The sequence below is a fragment of the Promicromonospora sp. NPDC057488 genome (assembly GCF_042802395.1).
Classification (GTDB): Bacteria; Actinomycetota; Actinomycetes; order Actinomycetales; family Cellulomonadaceae; genus Promicromonospora.
Genome location: NZ_JBHVEG010000169.1, coordinates 1 through 13,563, shown reverse-complemented (window position 1 = coordinate 13,563; position 13,563 = coordinate 1). Strand labels below are relative to the sequence as shown.

13 protein-coding genes are annotated in these 13,563 nt (G+C 72.2%); 10 read left to right on the top strand and 3 right to left on the bottom strand.

All coding sequences use genetic code 11. The annotated features are described in order from the left end of the window. Nucleotides 1–135: 135 nt before the first annotated feature. Both ACFU5G_RS24540 and ACFU5G_RS24535 read right to left on the bottom strand, forming a co-directional pair. Nucleotides 136–909, bottom strand: a complete 774-nt coding sequence (locus ACFU5G_RS24540; RefSeq protein WP_377250666.1) for an ABC transporter permease — start codon at nt 907–909, stop codon at nt 136–138. After that, nucleotides 906–1,913: an ABC transporter ATP-binding protein gene (locus tag ACFU5G_RS24535; protein WP_377250663.1), complete on the bottom strand. Its 1,008-nt coding sequence runs from the start codon at nt 1,911–1,913 to the stop codon at nt 906–908. The genes ACFU5G_RS24540 and ACFU5G_RS24535 overlap by 4 nt, the downstream gene beginning before the upstream one ends. A 221-nt stretch (nt 1,914–2,134) precedes the next feature. On the opposite strand from ACFU5G_RS24535, the gene ACFU5G_RS24530 reads away from it, so the two are divergent. The 9 genes from ACFU5G_RS24530 to ACFU5G_RS24490 all read left to right on the top strand — a co-directional run bounded on the left by ACFU5G_RS24530 (nt 2,135) and on the right by ACFU5G_RS24490 (nt 11,241). Further along, the gene (locus tag ACFU5G_RS24530; protein ID WP_377250661.1) at nt 2,135–2,923 is read left to right on the top strand and encodes a helix-turn-helix transcriptional regulator; all 789 of its coding nucleotides are present in this window, start codon (nt 2,135–2,137) and stop codon (nt 2,921–2,923) included. After that, nucleotides 2,923–4,359, top strand: coding sequence for a Fe-S cluster assembly protein SufB (sufB, locus tag ACFU5G_RS24525; RefSeq protein ID WP_377250658.1), 1,437 nt, complete (start codon nt 2,923–2,925; stop codon nt 4,357–4,359). The genes ACFU5G_RS24530 and sufB overlap by 1 nt, the downstream gene beginning before the upstream one ends. A 1-nt stretch (nt 4,360) precedes the next feature. Further along, entirely contained in the window at nt 4,361–5,575 is a 1,215-nt protein-coding gene (gene sufD / locus ACFU5G_RS24520) for a Fe-S cluster assembly protein SufD (protein WP_377250656.1), read from the top strand. Beyond that, nucleotides 5,572–5,916 (top strand): non-heme iron oxygenase ferredoxin subunit, encoded by a 345-nt coding sequence (locus ACFU5G_RS24515; protein ID WP_036960045.1) that lies wholly within the window; start codon nt 5,572–5,574, stop codon nt 5,914–5,916. Before sufD ends, ACFU5G_RS24515 begins: the two co-directional genes overlap by 4 nt. A 33-nt stretch (nt 5,917–5,949) precedes the next feature. Next, nucleotides 5,950–6,720, top strand: coding sequence for a Fe-S cluster assembly ATPase SufC (gene sufC, locus ACFU5G_RS24510; protein WP_377250654.1), 771 nt, complete (start codon nt 5,950–5,952; stop codon nt 6,718–6,720). Nucleotides 6,721–6,750: 30 nt separating this feature from the next. After that, nucleotides 6,751–8,079 (top strand): cysteine desulfurase, encoded by a 1,329-nt coding sequence (locus tag ACFU5G_RS24505; protein ID WP_377250651.1) that lies wholly within the window; start codon nt 6,751–6,753, stop codon nt 8,077–8,079. 46 nt (nt 8,080–8,125) lie between these two features. Then, nucleotides 8,126–8,605 carry a Fe-S cluster assembly sulfur transfer protein SufU gene (gene sufU, locus ACFU5G_RS24500; protein ID WP_377236855.1) on the top strand — a complete coding sequence of 160 codons (480 nt, stop codon included), beginning with the start codon at nt 8,126–8,128 and terminating at the stop codon, nt 8,603–8,605. Nucleotides 8,606–8,615: 10 nt separating this feature from the next. Then, on the top strand, nt 8,616–8,993 hold the full coding sequence (locus ACFU5G_RS24495; protein WP_020012947.1) for a metal-sulfur cluster assembly factor: 378 nt from the start codon (nt 8,616–8,618) through the stop codon (nt 8,991–8,993). A gap of 151 nt (nt 8,994–9,144) precedes the next feature. Beyond that, a complete protein-coding gene (locus ACFU5G_RS24490; protein WP_377250648.1) occupies nt 9,145–11,241 on the top strand; it encodes a SigE family RNA polymerase sigma factor in 2,097 nt (698 codons plus the stop codon). A 33-nt stretch (nt 11,242–11,274) separates the two neighbouring features. Here the strand turns inward: ACFU5G_RS24490 and ACFU5G_RS24485 are convergent, their stop codons facing one another. After that, nucleotides 11,275–11,478 carry a hypothetical protein gene (locus ACFU5G_RS24485; protein ID WP_377250646.1) on the bottom strand — a complete coding sequence of 68 codons (204 nt, stop codon included), beginning with the start codon at nt 11,476–11,478 and terminating at the stop codon, nt 11,275–11,277. A gap of 442 nt (nt 11,479–11,920) precedes the next feature. Here ACFU5G_RS24485 and ACFU5G_RS24480 point away from each other — a divergent pair, with 442 nt between their 5' ends. After that, nucleotides 11,921–13,510 carry an alpha/beta hydrolase gene (locus ACFU5G_RS24480; protein WP_377250644.1) on the top strand — a complete coding sequence of 530 codons (1,590 nt, stop codon included), beginning with the start codon at nt 11,921–11,923 and terminating at the stop codon, nt 13,508–13,510. Nucleotides 13,511–13,563: the final 53 nt, after the last annotated feature.

Below are 13,563 nucleotides of genomic sequence, written 5' to 3'. Positions count from 1 at the left end.
GCACAGCCCTGTGCCGACCTCGATGCCAACTGCCGACCCCACGGGCAGACTGCCGAACTGGCGGGGGCGGACTGCCGACCGCCAGCCGCGAAACTGCCAGCGCCAGCCGAAGAGGTCAGCGCCAGCCGAAAAGGGTCAGTGCCAGCGGAAGAGCCGGGCCGCGCCCGCGCCCAGCGCCGCGGTCCAGGCCAGCAGCACCACCACGGAGAACGGCGGCACGGCGCCGTACAGCAGCGCGCCGCGCATCGCCTCGCCCAGCGCGCCGGACGGCAGCAGCACCGCCACGTGCGACAGGGGCCCCGCGAGCTGCTGCGCCGGCAGCAGCACACCGCCCCCCACGGTGAGCAGCACGAGCACCAGGTTGGCCACGGCCAGCACGCCCTCGGCGCGCAGGGTCCCGGCCAGCAGCAGGGCCAGGGCGGTGAACGCGGCGGTCCCCAGCAGCCCCGCGCCGACGACGGCGGGCAGCGCGCCCAGCTCCGGCCGCCAGCCGAGCGCCACGGCGACGCCGCAGATGACGACCACCTGCACCACCTCGACGGCGAGCACGCCGAGCACCTTGCCGGCCAGCAGCCCGGACCGGCCGAGCGGCGTGGTGGCCATCAGGCGCAGCACGCCGTTGCGCCGGTCGAACGCCGTGGCGATCGCCTGCGACGTGAACGCCGTCGACATGACGGCCAGCGCGAGCACCCCGGGCGTCACGAAGTCGACCCGGGAGAACCCGTGCGTGTCCAGGTCGATGAACGACGTGCGCACCAGCGCGAACAGCACCAGCACGGGCAGCACGATCGTCACGAGCAGCTGCTCGCCGTTGCGCAGGATCGCGCGCGTCTCGAAGGATGCCTGGGCCGCGATCCGCCGCACGACCGGCGCGGCGGCCGGCTCGGCCCGCAGTGTGGGCGCGCTCATCGCAGGTTCCTCCCCGTCAGGTCGAGGAACACGTCCTCGAGGGTGCGGCTGCCGGTGGTGACCGACCGGGCGAGCACGCCCCGTTCGGCGAGCCAGCCGGTCACAGTCGCGACGGCCGCCGGGTCCACGGCCCCGGTCAGCGTGTAGACGCCCGCCTCGCTCTCGCTTACGGCCCAGGAGCCCTGGAGCCCGGCCTTCAGCCCCGTCAGGTCCAGCCCCGCGGCCGCCTCGACGCGGATCGAGCTCGGCCCCGCACCGGCGCCGTCGGTCAGGTCGCGGACGCTGCCCGACGCGATCACGCGGCCGTGGTCCACGACGTGCACGTGGTCGGCCAGGTCGGCGGCCTCGTCCATGAGGTGCGTGGTCAGCACGATCGCCACGCCGTCGGCCCGCAGCTCGCGCACCAGGTCCCAGACGGCGCGCCGGCTCTGCGGGTCCATGCCCGCGCTCGGCTCGTCGAGGAAGACGACGTCGGGCCGTCCGACCACCGCCGCGGCGAGCGCGACCCGCTGGCGCTGCCCGCCCGACAGGCGGCGCACCGTGGTGCGCGCAAAGCCGTGCAGGCCGAGGCGCTCGGCGAGCTCGTCCACCGGACGCGGTGTCGCGTACATGGCGGCGACGTGCCGCAGCAGCTCCAGCGCGCGCACCCCGGTGGGCAGGCCGCCGTCCTGCAGCATGACGCCGACCCGCGGGCGCAGCGCGCGGGCGTCGGAGACCGGGTCGTGGCCCAGCACACGCACGGTGCCGCCGTCGGGGGAGCGCAGGCCCTCGCAGCACTCGATCGTCGTCGTCTTGCCGGCGCCGTTGGGGCCGAGGACGGCGGTGACGGCGCCGCGGCGGGCGACCAGGTCGAGGCCGTCCACGACGGCGCGGCCGTCGTAGCGTTTGACGAGCCCGCGCACCTGGACGGCGACCTCGTGGTCGGCACCGGCGGGGCTGGCTGTGGCGGCGCTCGCGGTGGCCGCCTGGGCGGGGTCGATCGCGGGCGCGTCGGACAGGGGCACCGCACAATCGTAGGCGGCGGCGCGCACCGGCCGCGTCGTCGGGCGTGACCTGGGCGTGGACCGAGCGTGTGAGATGTGTCGCGATCCGCCCTAACTGAGGGTCGCCTTCCTTGCGCATCTCGAATTAGGGAACAAGGATGTTCTCAAAAGCATTGGCGTCTACGAAGGCGTGCACCCCGGGTGAAGTCTGCCCCGGACCGACGGACAAGGAGGTGACCAGCATGAGCGCGACAGCACAGGTGTCCGCCGGCCACGCCGTGAGCCACCCGGCGAGCCACGAGACCGACGGCACCACGCGACGCCGCGTGCTCGAGCTCGTCGCCTCCAGTGGTCCGGTCACGGCGGGCGCGCTGGCCACCGTCCTGGGCCTCACCGCCCCGGCCGTGCGCCGGCACCTCGGCCTCCTGGAGGAGGACGGCAAGATCACCGTCCACGAGGCGACGCCGTCGGGCGCTCCGCGCCGTGGGCGGCCCGCCCGCCGGTACGTGGTCACCAGCGGCGGCCAGTCCGAGCTGGCCGGCGGCTACCAGGAGATCGCCCGGCAGGTGCTGCGGTTCCTCAAGGAGACGGGCGGCAGCGCGGCCGTGGCGGGTTTCGCCAAGGAGCGGTTCGACGCCGTGACGCGCAGCTATGCGCCGCACCTGACCGCTCCCGATGCCGAGGGCCGGGCCGCACAGCTCGTCCAGCTCCTGTCGGCCGACGGCTACGCCGCCTCCGTACGTCCCGTGCCCGCCCCGCTGACCGGCCCTACGGCCGGTGTCGTGGCGCCCGCGGTCCAGCTCTGCCAGGGGCACTGCCCGGTCCAGCACGTGGCCGAGGAGTTCCCCGAGCTGTGCGAGCAGGAGGCCCGCGCGTTCAGCGAGCTGCTGGGCTCGCACGTCCAGCGGCTGGCGACCATCGCCGGTGGCGCACATGCTTGCACGACCAACATCCCCGTGAACGTCTCCGCCCACCAGGGCGCGGGCGTCCCGAGGTCCTTCCCCGCGACGACCCCCACCGAAGGAAAGTGATGAGCGCAGAAACGCAAGCGCCAGAGCAGCGCTCCGACGATGAGATCATCGCCAGCATCGGCTCGTACGAGTACGGCTGGCACGACAGCGACGCCGCGGGCATGTCCGCGCAGCGCGGCCTGAGCGAAGAGGTTGTCCGCAACATCTCGGCTCTGAAGAACGAGCCCGAGTGGATGCTGAACCAGCGGCTCAAGGCCCTGCGCCTGTTCGGCAAGAAGCCCATGCCGAACTGGGGCTCCGACCTGTCGGGCATCGACTTCGACAAGATCAAGTACTTCGTGCGGTCCACGGAGAAGCAGGCCACCTCCTGGGAGGAGCTGCCCGAGGACATCAAGGCCACGTACGACCGGCTCGGCATCCCGGAGGCGGAGAAGCAGCGCCTCGTCGCGGGTGTCGCCGCGCAGTACGAGTCCGAGGTCGTCTACCACCAGATCCGTGAGGACCTGGAGGAGCAGGGCGTCATCTTCGTCGACACCGACACCGGCCTGCGCGACTACCCGGAGCTCTTCCAGGAGTACTTCGGCACGGTCATCCCGTCGGGCGACAACAAGTTCGCCGCGCTGAACTCGTCCGTGTGGTCGGGCGGCTCGTTCGTCTACGTGCCGCCGGGCGTGCACGTGGAGATCCCGCTGCAGGCCTACTTCCGGATCAACACCGAGAACATGGGCCAGTTCGAGCGCACGCTGATCATCGCCGACGAGGGCAGCTACGTGCACTACGTCGAGGGCTGCACGGCGCCGATCTACACGTCGGACTCCCTGCACTCGGCCGTCGTCGAGATCGTCGTCAAGAAGAACGCCCGCGTGCGCTACACGACGATCCAGAACTGGTCGAACAACGTCTACAACCTGGTGACCAAGCGGGCCACCGCGGCCGAGGGCGCCACCATGGAGTGGGTCGACGGCAACATCGGCTCGAAGGTCACCATGAAGTACCCGGCGATCTACCTGCTGGGCGAGCACGCCCGCGGCGAGACGCTGTCCATCGCCTTCGCGGGCGAGGGCCAGCACCAGGACGCCGGCGCCAAGATGGTCCACGCGGCACCGAACACGTCGTCGTCGATCGTCAGCAAGTCCGTGGCGCGCGGCGGCGGCCGCACGTCGTACCGCGGTCTGGTGCAGGTGCTCGAGGGCGCCTCCCACTCCGCGTCCAACGTCCTCTGCGACGCGCTGCTGGTGGACCAGATCTCCCGCAGCGACACCTACCCGTACGTGGACGTCCGCGAGGACGACGTGTCCATGGGTCACGAGGCCACGGTCTCGCGGGTGAGCGAGGACCAGCTGTTCTACCTCATGTCCCGGGGTATGGAGGAGACCGAGGCCATGGCCATGATCGTGCGCGGGTTCGTCGAGCCCATCGCGCGCGAGCTGCCCATGGAGTACGCACTCGAGCTCAACCGCCTCATCGAGCTGCAGATGGAAGGGTCCGTCGGCTGACATGACTCTCACGACCGATCACACGCGCGCTGTTGCCGACGGCGCCCACTCCCACGGCGTCGTCAAGCCCCAGGGCTCACGCGCCGAGCGCCTCACGTCCTTCTCCCTGGAGGACATCCCCGTGCCCAACGGGCGCGAGGAGGAGTGGCGCTTCTCCCCGGCCGACCGCCTCCAGCCGCTGTTCCAGGCGGACCTGGGCTCCTCCGGCGTCACCGTCGAGGTGACCGCCGCCCCCGAGGTCAAGGTGGAGACCGTCGCCCGCGACGACGCCCGCCTGGGCACCGCCGGCAAGCCCGGCGACCGCACCGCCGTCACCGCGTGGAACGCCTTCGAGCAGGCCACCGTCGTGACGGTGCCGGCCGAGGCCGTGGCCTCCGACGTCACCTCCGTGCGGCTGACCGGCGTGTCCACGGACGCGACCGCCGCCCACGTGCTGGTCCGCGCCGAGCGGCACTCCGAGGCCGTCGTGGTCATCGACCACAACGGCGTCGGCTCGCTCGCCGAGACCGTCGAGATCGTGGTCGAGGACGGCGCGCACCTGACCGTCGTCAGCGTCCAGGACTGGGCCGAGGGTGCCGTGCACGCCTCCTCGCACCGCGCCCGCCTGGGCCGCGACGCCAAGCTCAAGCACGTCGTGGTGACGTTCGGCGGCGACGTCGTGCGCATCACGCCGGACGCCGAGTTCACCGCCGAGGGCGGCGACGTCGAGATGGTGGGTCTGTACTTCGCGGACACCGACCAGCACCAGGAGCACCGCCTCTTCGTGGACCACGCGGTGCCGGAGTGCAAGTCCCGCGTGACCTACAAGGGCGCCCTGCAGGGCTCCGGCGCGCACACCGTGTGGGTTGGCGACGTGCTGATCCGCGCGAACGCCGAGAACACCGACACCTACGAGCTCAACCGCAACCTGGTCCTCACGGACGGCGCGCGCGCTGACTCGGTGCCGAACCTCGAGATCGAGACCGGCGAGATCGCCGGCGCCGGCCACGCCAGCGCCACCGGCCGCTTCGACGACGAGCAGCTCTTCTACCTCCAGGCCCGGGGCATCCCCGAGATCGAGGCCCGCCGGCTCGTCGTGCGCGGCTTCTTCGCCGAGCTCATCCACGAGATCGGCGTCCCGTCGGTCGAGGAGCGCCTGCTCGCCTCCATCGAGGCCGAGCTGGAGAAGTCGATGAGCGTCATCACCGGGGCACCGGCCGAGGCTCCGACCGCATGACCGCGCAGCTGGCCTGCATGACCGACGACCTGGGACCGGAGGAGGCGATGCTCGTGGAGCTCGACGGCGCCGACGGCGCCCCGGTCCCGGTCGCGGTGGCCCGCGACGCCGACGGCAACTTCCACGCCGTCTCGGACATCTGCTCGCACGGCGCCGTCTCGCTGTCCGACGGCGAGGTCGAGGGCTGCCTCGTGGAGTGCTGGCTGCACGGTTCCCAGTTCGACCTGCGGACCGGCATGCCCGTGCAGCTCCCGGCTGTGCGCCCCGTGCCCGTCTACCCGGTGACCGTCGACGGCGAGCGCGTGCTCGTCGACATCGACGTGACCGTCCCCGTCTCCTGAACCACTGACTTCCGCAACCCTGGAGTAACAGATATGCCCACCCTCGAGATCCGCGACCTGCATGTCAGCGTCGAGACCAAGGAAGGCCCCAAGCCGATCCTGCGCGGCGTCGACCTGACGATCGCCAGCGGTGAGACCCACGCGATCATGGGCCCCAACGGCTCGGGCAAGTCCACCCTGGCCTCGGCGCTCGCCGGCCACCCCAAGTACACCGTCACCTCGGGCACCGTCACGCTCGACGGCGAGAACCTGCTGGAGATGACCGTCGACCAGCGCGCCCGCGCCGGTCTGTTCCTGGCCATGCAGTACCCGGTCGAGGTCACCGGCGTCTCCGTCGCGAACTTCCTGCGGACCGCCAAGACCGCCATCGACGGCACCGCCCCCGCCCTGCGCACCTGGGGCAAGGAGGTCAAGGGCGCGATGGAGAACCTCCGCATGGACCCGGCCTTCGCCGAGCGCTCCGTGAACGAGGGCTTCTCCGGCGGTGAGAAGAAGCGCCACGAGATCCTGCAGATGGAGCTCTTCAAGCCGCGCTTCGCCATCCTCGACGAGACCGACTCGGGCCTCGACGTCGACGCGCTGCGCATCGTGTCGGAGGGCGTGAACCGCGCCAAGGAGAACACCGAGGTCGGCGTTCTGCTCATCACGCACTACACGCGCATCCTGCGCTACATCAAGCCCGACTTCGTGCACGTCTTCGTCGACGGCAAGATCGCCGAGGAGGGCGGCTCCGAGCTGGCCGACCGCCTCGAGGAAGAGGGCTACGACAAGTACGTCGGCGCGAACGCGACGGCCACGGCCTGACCGACCGCTGAGGCACTTCGAGGAGACAAGATGACCACCACCACCGTGCGACCGGGCGACCCGGCGCTGCAGCCCGCCGAGACCGGCTCGCTCTCCACCACCGAGCTCGCCGCCGTCCGGGCGGACTTCCCGCTGCTCGAGCGCACGGTGCGGGGTGGTCAGCCCCTCGTGTACCTGGACTCCGCCGCCACCTCCCAGAAACCCCAGGTGGTGCTGGACACCGAGGTGGACTTCTACGAGCAGCGCAACGCCGCGGTCCACCGCGGCGCGCACCAGCTCGCGGAGGAGGCCACCGAGGCGTTCGAGCAGGCGCGCGCGGCCGTGGCCGCGTTCGTGGGTGCCGACGAGGGCGAGATCGTCTGGCAGCCGGGCGCGACCGCGGCGATCAACGTCGTCGCGTACGCCTTCTCCAACGCGACCCTGGGTCGCGGGGGAGAGGCCGCCGCGCGGTTCCGGCTGGCGCCGGGCGACGAGATCGTGGTCACCGAGGCCGAGCACCACGCCAACCTCGTGCCGTGGCAGGAGCTGTGCGCCCGCACGGGCGCCGTCCTGCGCTGGATCCCGGTGGCCGACGACGGCCGGCTCGACCTCTCGGACCTCGACTCGATCCTGACGGAGCGGACCAAGGTGCTGGCCTTCGGGCACGTGTCGAACGTGACCGGAGCGATCGCGCCCGTGGCCACGCTCGTGGCGGCGGCCAAGCGGGTCGGGGCGCTCACCGTGCTCGACGCCTGCCAGTCCGTGCCGAACATGCCCGTGGACCTGCACGCGCTCGACGTCGACTTCGCCGCGTTCAGCGGCCACAAGATGCTCGGCCCCACCGGCGTCGGCGCCCTGTACGGGCGGCGCGAGCTGCTGGAGGCCATGCCGCCGACGGTGACCGGCGGGTCCATGGTCGAGGTCGTGACCATGGAGTCCACCACGTACGCGCCGCCGCCGCAGCGCTTCGAGGCGGGCACCCAGATGGTCGCCCAGGCCGTCGGCATGGGCTGCGCGGCGGAGTACCTCGGTGAGCTCGGTATGGCGGGCGTGGCCCGGCACGAGACCGAGCTCGCGGCCGAGATGCTGAAGATCGCCGACATCCCGGGCGTGCGGGTGATCGGCCCGCTCGACACCGCCGACCGGCTCGCCGTGGTCTCGTTCGTGGTCGACGGCGTGCACGCGCACGACGTCGGGCAGGTGCTGGACGACAAGGGCATCGCCGTGCGGGTGGGCCACCACTGCGCGCAGCCGCTGCACCGCCGGTTCGGCGTGGCCGCCACGGCGCGCGCGTCGGCGTCGGTCTACACGACGGTCGAAGAAGTTGTGGCGTTCCGGGAAGCGTTGGCGGGGGTCCGCGCGTTCTTCGGAGCAGAGTGATCTCGTCCATGAGATCTGTCGCGGTGAGATCTAGAAAGGCAGCGTCGTGAGCACGCTCGAGCAGATGTACCAGCAGGTGATCCTGGACCACGCGAAGCACCCGGTGGGCCGCGGGCTCGTCGACGTCGCCTCCGTGGAGGGGCACCTCGCGGGGGAGTCGCACCAGGTGAACCCGACGTGCGGTGACGAGGTGACCCTCCGGGTCGACGTCACGCCGGAGGGTTCCGTGGCGGGCGTCTCCTGGGAGGGGCAGGGATGCTCCATCTCGCAGGCGTCCGTGTCGGTCATGACGTCGCTGGTCGAGGGCGCGGACCTCGCCGAGGTGGCGCGGCTCGACGGCCTGTTCCACGACCTGATGTCGTCCCGCGGCAAGGGCCTGGGCGACGACGACGCCGAGGACGCCCTCGGCGACGCGACCGCCTTCACGGGCGTGTCGCAGTACCCCGCCCGGATCAAGTGCGCGCTGCTCGGCTGGGCGGCGCTCAAGGACTCGCTGGCGCGCAGCGGCGCGCTGGCCACGAGCTGAGGAGAGACCGATGACTGAGGCGAGCACCGACGTCGGGCAGGATGCCCCGGCCGCTCCGGCCGAGGGTGTTGGCCCTTCGCCCACCACCGTGGTGGACGTCGAGGAGGCCATGCGTGACGTGATCGACCCCGAGCTGGGGATCAACGTCGTGGACCTGGGCCTGATCTACGGCATCCAGGTGGACCAGAACAACCACGCGACCATCGACATGACGCTCACGTCGGCGGCCTGCCCGCTGACCGACGTCATCGAGGACCAGAGCGCCCAGGCGCTCGAGGGCCTCGTGGACGGGTTCCGCGTGAACTGGGTCTGGATGCCACCGTGGGGTCCGGAGAAGATCACGGACGACGGCAAGGAGCAGCTGCGGATGTTGGGCTTCAACGTCTGACCCGATGCTCTGAACAGCAATAACGCACGCCCCGGCACCCTCATGGGAGCCGGGGCGTCGTCATGGGCGGACCAGGGCCCGACGACGGCATCGGGCGTACGGTCTCAACCTGCGAGCGTTCCGGCGCGTGGGTAGGGGCATGGAGACACTCTTGGGAAGACGGGTCGAGGTCCGGGTGGGCGGCCGGTCGCGGGACGAGGAGTTCGTCGCGTTCGTGGAGGCCGAGGGCCCGTACCTGTACCGGACGGCGTTCTTCCTGGTCGGCGAGCGCGCCGCGGCCGAGGACCTGGTCCAGGGCACCTTCGAGCGTGTCTACCGGCGCTGGGACGCGGCCCGGGCGGGGAGCCCGCGCGCGTACGCGCGGAAGGTGCTGGTCAACCTCAGGACCGACACGTGGCGCCGGACGCGGCTGACCGACACCCCTGGTGACGACAGCCTCCCGGTAGCGCACGAGGAGGACCACGCCGTGCAGGTGGCGCTCCGGGACGAGCTCGCCCGCGCGCTGGGGAGCCTCTCGCCGCAGCAGCGCCGGGTCGTGGTGCTGCGGCACATCCTCGACCTGCCGGAGGCGGAGGTCGCCCGCGAGATCGGGCGATCGGTCGGCACCGTCAAGGCCGCGAGCTCCCGGGGCCTCGACCGGCTCCGCTCGCTCCTGACCGACGTCGACCCGGAGGCCGTCGACGAGCCGGTGTTCGACGGGCACGAGACGCTGACCCGGAGCAAGGCCGTGGCGGCGCGGCAGGCGCGCCGCAACGTCGCGCTCGGCGCGGCCGCGGTCGCGGTGTGCGCGTTCCTCGGCCTGGTCGTGCACGGTCCGGTCGGCATGCCGGTGCTGGACGCCGTGACGAGCCCGGCACACCGCTGGCTCGTCGAGACGTTCGGCCTGCCCTCGGTCGACGCGGACCGCGACGACGCCCCGGTCCGGGACGAGGACGCGGTGACCGGGCAGGACGACGCCGTCGGGCTGGGCGATCTCGACATCCCCGAGATGGCGGCCGCAGTGCCCGGCTGCGCCGGCCAGGATCTCCCCACGCCGGACGCGACCGGGACGATCCCGGTACCCGCGGACGCCCCGACCGGTGACTACACGATCGTCCGGGCGCTCGACGCAGACGACGCCCGTCCCGCGGTCGAGTGCGTCGACTACGTCACCGAGCACCGGGTGGGCCTCGGCACCCCGCCGAAGATCATGGTCGGGACCTTCATCGGGATCGATCCCAACGTCCCGTTCGCGGTCCGTCGCGACGGCACGCTGCTCGCCGCACTGGCCCGGCCCGACGTCGGCCCGGGGTCCGAGCCGGTCACCGCGCTGGCGCGGCCCGTGGCCACCGGGTCGGGCGGCTCCGTCCTGGAGCACTGGCAGCTCTCGACCGGCGCGCCCGAACCGTCCGACCCGTCCGGCGCCGACGCCGAGCCGCGTGCCTACGAGGGTGTCGGCAGCCCGGTCCTCACCGACACGCATGTCGCCTGGGGCGAGGGACAGCTCGACGATACCGAGCCGGCCGTGATCAAGGTGCAGGGGCCGGACGGCGAGGTCCGGACCGTCGCGCGCTACGAGCCGGACCCCGCACGGAGCTTCTGGAAGGTCGCCGCGGGCGGGCACACGCTCGCGATCCTGCAGCTCACGGAGGACGGCTTCGGTGCGGCGGACCGGTGCGTGGGGTCCGTCGACCTGGTCGACCTGGACGCACCCGACGCCGACGTCGCCCGCGACGTGGTCACGGACGTGTGCGCGATCTCCGACGGCGAGGACGGCGTCGTCGTGTCCCGCAACCCCGCCGAGGGACCCAGCACGATCGGACTGCTCTCGGCCGGATCCGGCCTGCGCGACCTCGTGCGCCTCGACCAGGACACCGCGTGGAACCACTACGCGTACCTGTCCGGCGACACGCTGATGTTCGAGATCGGCCAGTGGATGGTGGCGCTCGACACGGGCTCGCGGGAGGCCACGGTCGTGCGGGAGGACGCCGGGTGGACGGTCGGCGCGTTCGACGACGGCATCCTCTGGGCCGACGGCGTGCACATCTACTTCCTGCGGCTGGAACCGAAGGACGGAGTGGCCGTGCCGGCCCTGACCACGCTCGGGCCCGAGGCGGACGGGGTCTCGTGGCTGGACGCCGCGGGCGCCGGGAGCCGGGTGGTGTGGACCGAGCACGACCGCGCGGACATGGAGCGGCTGCAGGAGAAGGACTCCTACGGGTTCGGCGAGCTGGAGCAGACCCTGGTGTACGTGCGGACGTCCTGGTGAGGTCACGGGCCGGCGCTCGCCACGGAGGGCGCGTCAGCCCGGACGCGTCACGTCCTCGTCGGGCACCGCGTCGACCGCGCCGGCGACATAGGCGCGGCGGATCCAGCTCGCGATGACCGGGACGGTCTCCTCGTGCTGCTCCAGGAGCAGCTCGGCGACGGTCATGTCCCGGGCATCGTCCATCGGCACGCCGGCCGCCGCCATCGCGTCCACGAGCTCGTTGCGTTCCGCGGTCATCCGTGCAGCCTCCCCCTGCGTGATGCGCTGCTGAGCCGCGTCTGACTCCTCTCGACCGTAACCTCGATGACTTGTGATCGAAAGCCGGGGAGCCGGGGGGCGACCTGCACCCGGTCCGCCGGAGGGGGCCCGGCACCGGCGGGTGGCATGACACATGTCACCCGTCGGTGCGTCGATCCTCCCGAGCGCCGGTGACGGCTCGTCACTGGGGCCGCGCGAGCCCCGCGCCGAGACTGGTCGGACCGACCTCGGGGGCTGGTCGACTCGCACGACGGCTGCTCCCCGGGGTGAAGCTCTCTGCCGGAGGAAGGTCACGATGCGAGACCGCGCGAAGCCGTCCCAGAACGACGACGGGCCTGCCACATCCGTACCCGACGAGTCCCGGCCGCGAGGCCAGAGGTGGCCACGGCCACCCCGAAGCAGAGCGCGGCGCGGGGTCGCCGTGACGCTGGCGGTGGGCCTGGTGGCGTCGGTGGGTGCCGCCGCCGGCCTGCCCGCCATGGCCGACGACCGGGCCACCACGACGACGACCGCCACGACGACGGCGTCCGCGGTGGCGGAGGCGCCCGTCCCGGCGCCGGCCGAGTGGGGCGCCTGTCCCACGGACGTCGTCGTCGATGCCGCGCCGTACGTGCTCGACTGCGCCACCGTGCAGGTGCCCCTGGACTACGCCGAGCCCGAGGGCGAGCAGATCGACCTGACGATCTCCCGGATGGCCAGCACCGACCCGGAGAAGCGCCGCGGCATCCTGCTGCTGAACCCGGGCGGCCCGTCGGGCTCGGGGCTCACGCTGTCGACGCTGATGGCGTCCAAGGGGCTGCCGAAGAGCGTGCGTGACGCCTACGACATCATCGCCATGGACACCCGCGGCATCGGGCACTCGACGGCCGCCCGCTGTGGCTTCACCGCGGAGACCCCGCACTTCGGCAACCTGCCGCCGTACGCGGTGGACGAGGCCGCGGTCGACGCGCAGGCGAAGGTCGTCGAGGGCATCGCCGAGCAGTGCGCCTCGTCGCCCGACGCCGAGCTGCTGCGGCACCTGAACACGCCCAACACGGCACGCGACCTGGACCAGATCCGGGCCGCGCTGGGCGAGGAGAAGGCGAGCTTCCTGGGCTACTCCTACGGCAGCGGCCTCGGCGCCACGTACGACGCGATGTTCCCTGACCGGGCCGACCGCGTCGTGCTGGACAGCAACATCGGTGACACGCACCTGAACCAGGACGTCATCCGCCTGTGGGGTCCCGGCATGGAGGAGACGTTCCCCGACTTCGCGAAGTGGGCGGCCAAGCGGCACGCCACCTACGGGTTCGGGCGTACGCCGGCACAGGTCCGCGCCACCTACTTAGAGCTGGCCGAGCGGCTCGACGAGGAGCCGCTGGCCGGCGTCGACGGCGTGCTCTTCCGGATGGGTACCTTCGGGCCCCTCTACAGCCCCGCGGGGTACCCCAGGATCGCCGAGCTCTGGGAGGCGGTCCTGACCGACGACGCGGCTGCGGTCAAGGAGCAGCTGGCCGACGTGCCGGCGGGTACGCCGAGCGGCGCCCTCGACGGGACGGCGACGGACGGGTCCGACGCCGCGGCCGACGCCGAGGAGCCCTGGGCGCTCGACAACGCCCTGACGGTGTTCCTCGCGGTGAGCTGCAACGACTCCGACTGGGCCGAGGACGTGCAGCACTACAAGGACACCGTGGCCGCGGACCGGGCGGCGTACCCGATGTTCGGTGCCGCGGGGGCCAACATCACGCCGTGCGCCTACTGGCCGTACGAGCCCGTCGAGCAGGCGGAGATCTCACCGGAGGGCAAGCGGAACGTGCTGATCGTGCAGAACGAGCGCGACCCGGCCACGCCGCTGGCCGCCGCGCAGCGCACCCGGGAGGCGTTCGGCGACCGGTCGCGCCTGGTGACCGTCGACAACAGCGGGCACGGCGCCTACCTGCTGCACGACAACCCGTGCGCGCTGGAGACCACCACGAAGTTCCTGGTGGACGGCTCGCTGCCCAAGCGGGACGTGTCGTGCCGGGCCGGCTGACCGCCTGATCCGCGGGCATGTGGTGACCGCGCCGGCGCCCCGGGTTCCCGGGG

Bases quoted from the DNA above. Each gene is read 5' to 3' on its own strand.
- sufC (WP_377250654.1), top strand. From the start codon at position 5,950: ATGCCCACCCTCGAGATCCGCGACCTGCATGTCAGCGTCGAGACCAAG.
- ACFU5G_RS24540 (WP_377250666.1), bottom strand. From the start codon at position 909: ATGAGCGCGCCCACACTGCGGGCCGAGCCGGCCGCCGCGCCGGTCGTG.
- ACFU5G_RS24530 (WP_377250661.1), top strand. From the start codon at position 2,135: ATGAGCGCGACAGCACAGGTGTCCGCCGGCCACGCCGTGAGCCACCCG.
- sufB (WP_377250658.1), top strand. From the start codon at position 2,923: ATGAGCGCAGAAACGCAAGCGCCAGAGCAGCGCTCCGACGATGAGATC.
- ACFU5G_RS24485 (WP_377250646.1), bottom strand. From the start codon at position 11,478: ATGACCGCGGAACGCAACGAGCTCGTGGACGCGATGGCGGCGGCCGGC.
- sufD (WP_377250656.1), top strand. From the start codon at position 4,361: ATGACTCTCACGACCGATCACACGCGCGCTGTTGCCGACGGCGCCCAC.
- ACFU5G_RS24505 (WP_377250651.1), top strand. From the start codon at position 6,751: ATGACCACCACCACCGTGCGACCGGGCGACCCGGCGCTGCAGCCCGCC.
- ACFU5G_RS24515 (WP_036960045.1), top strand. From the start codon at position 5,572: ATGACCGCGCAGCTGGCCTGCATGACCGACGACCTGGGACCGGAGGAG.
- ACFU5G_RS24495 (WP_020012947.1), top strand. From the start codon at position 8,616: ATGACTGAGGCGAGCACCGACGTCGGGCAGGATGCCCCGGCCGCTCCG.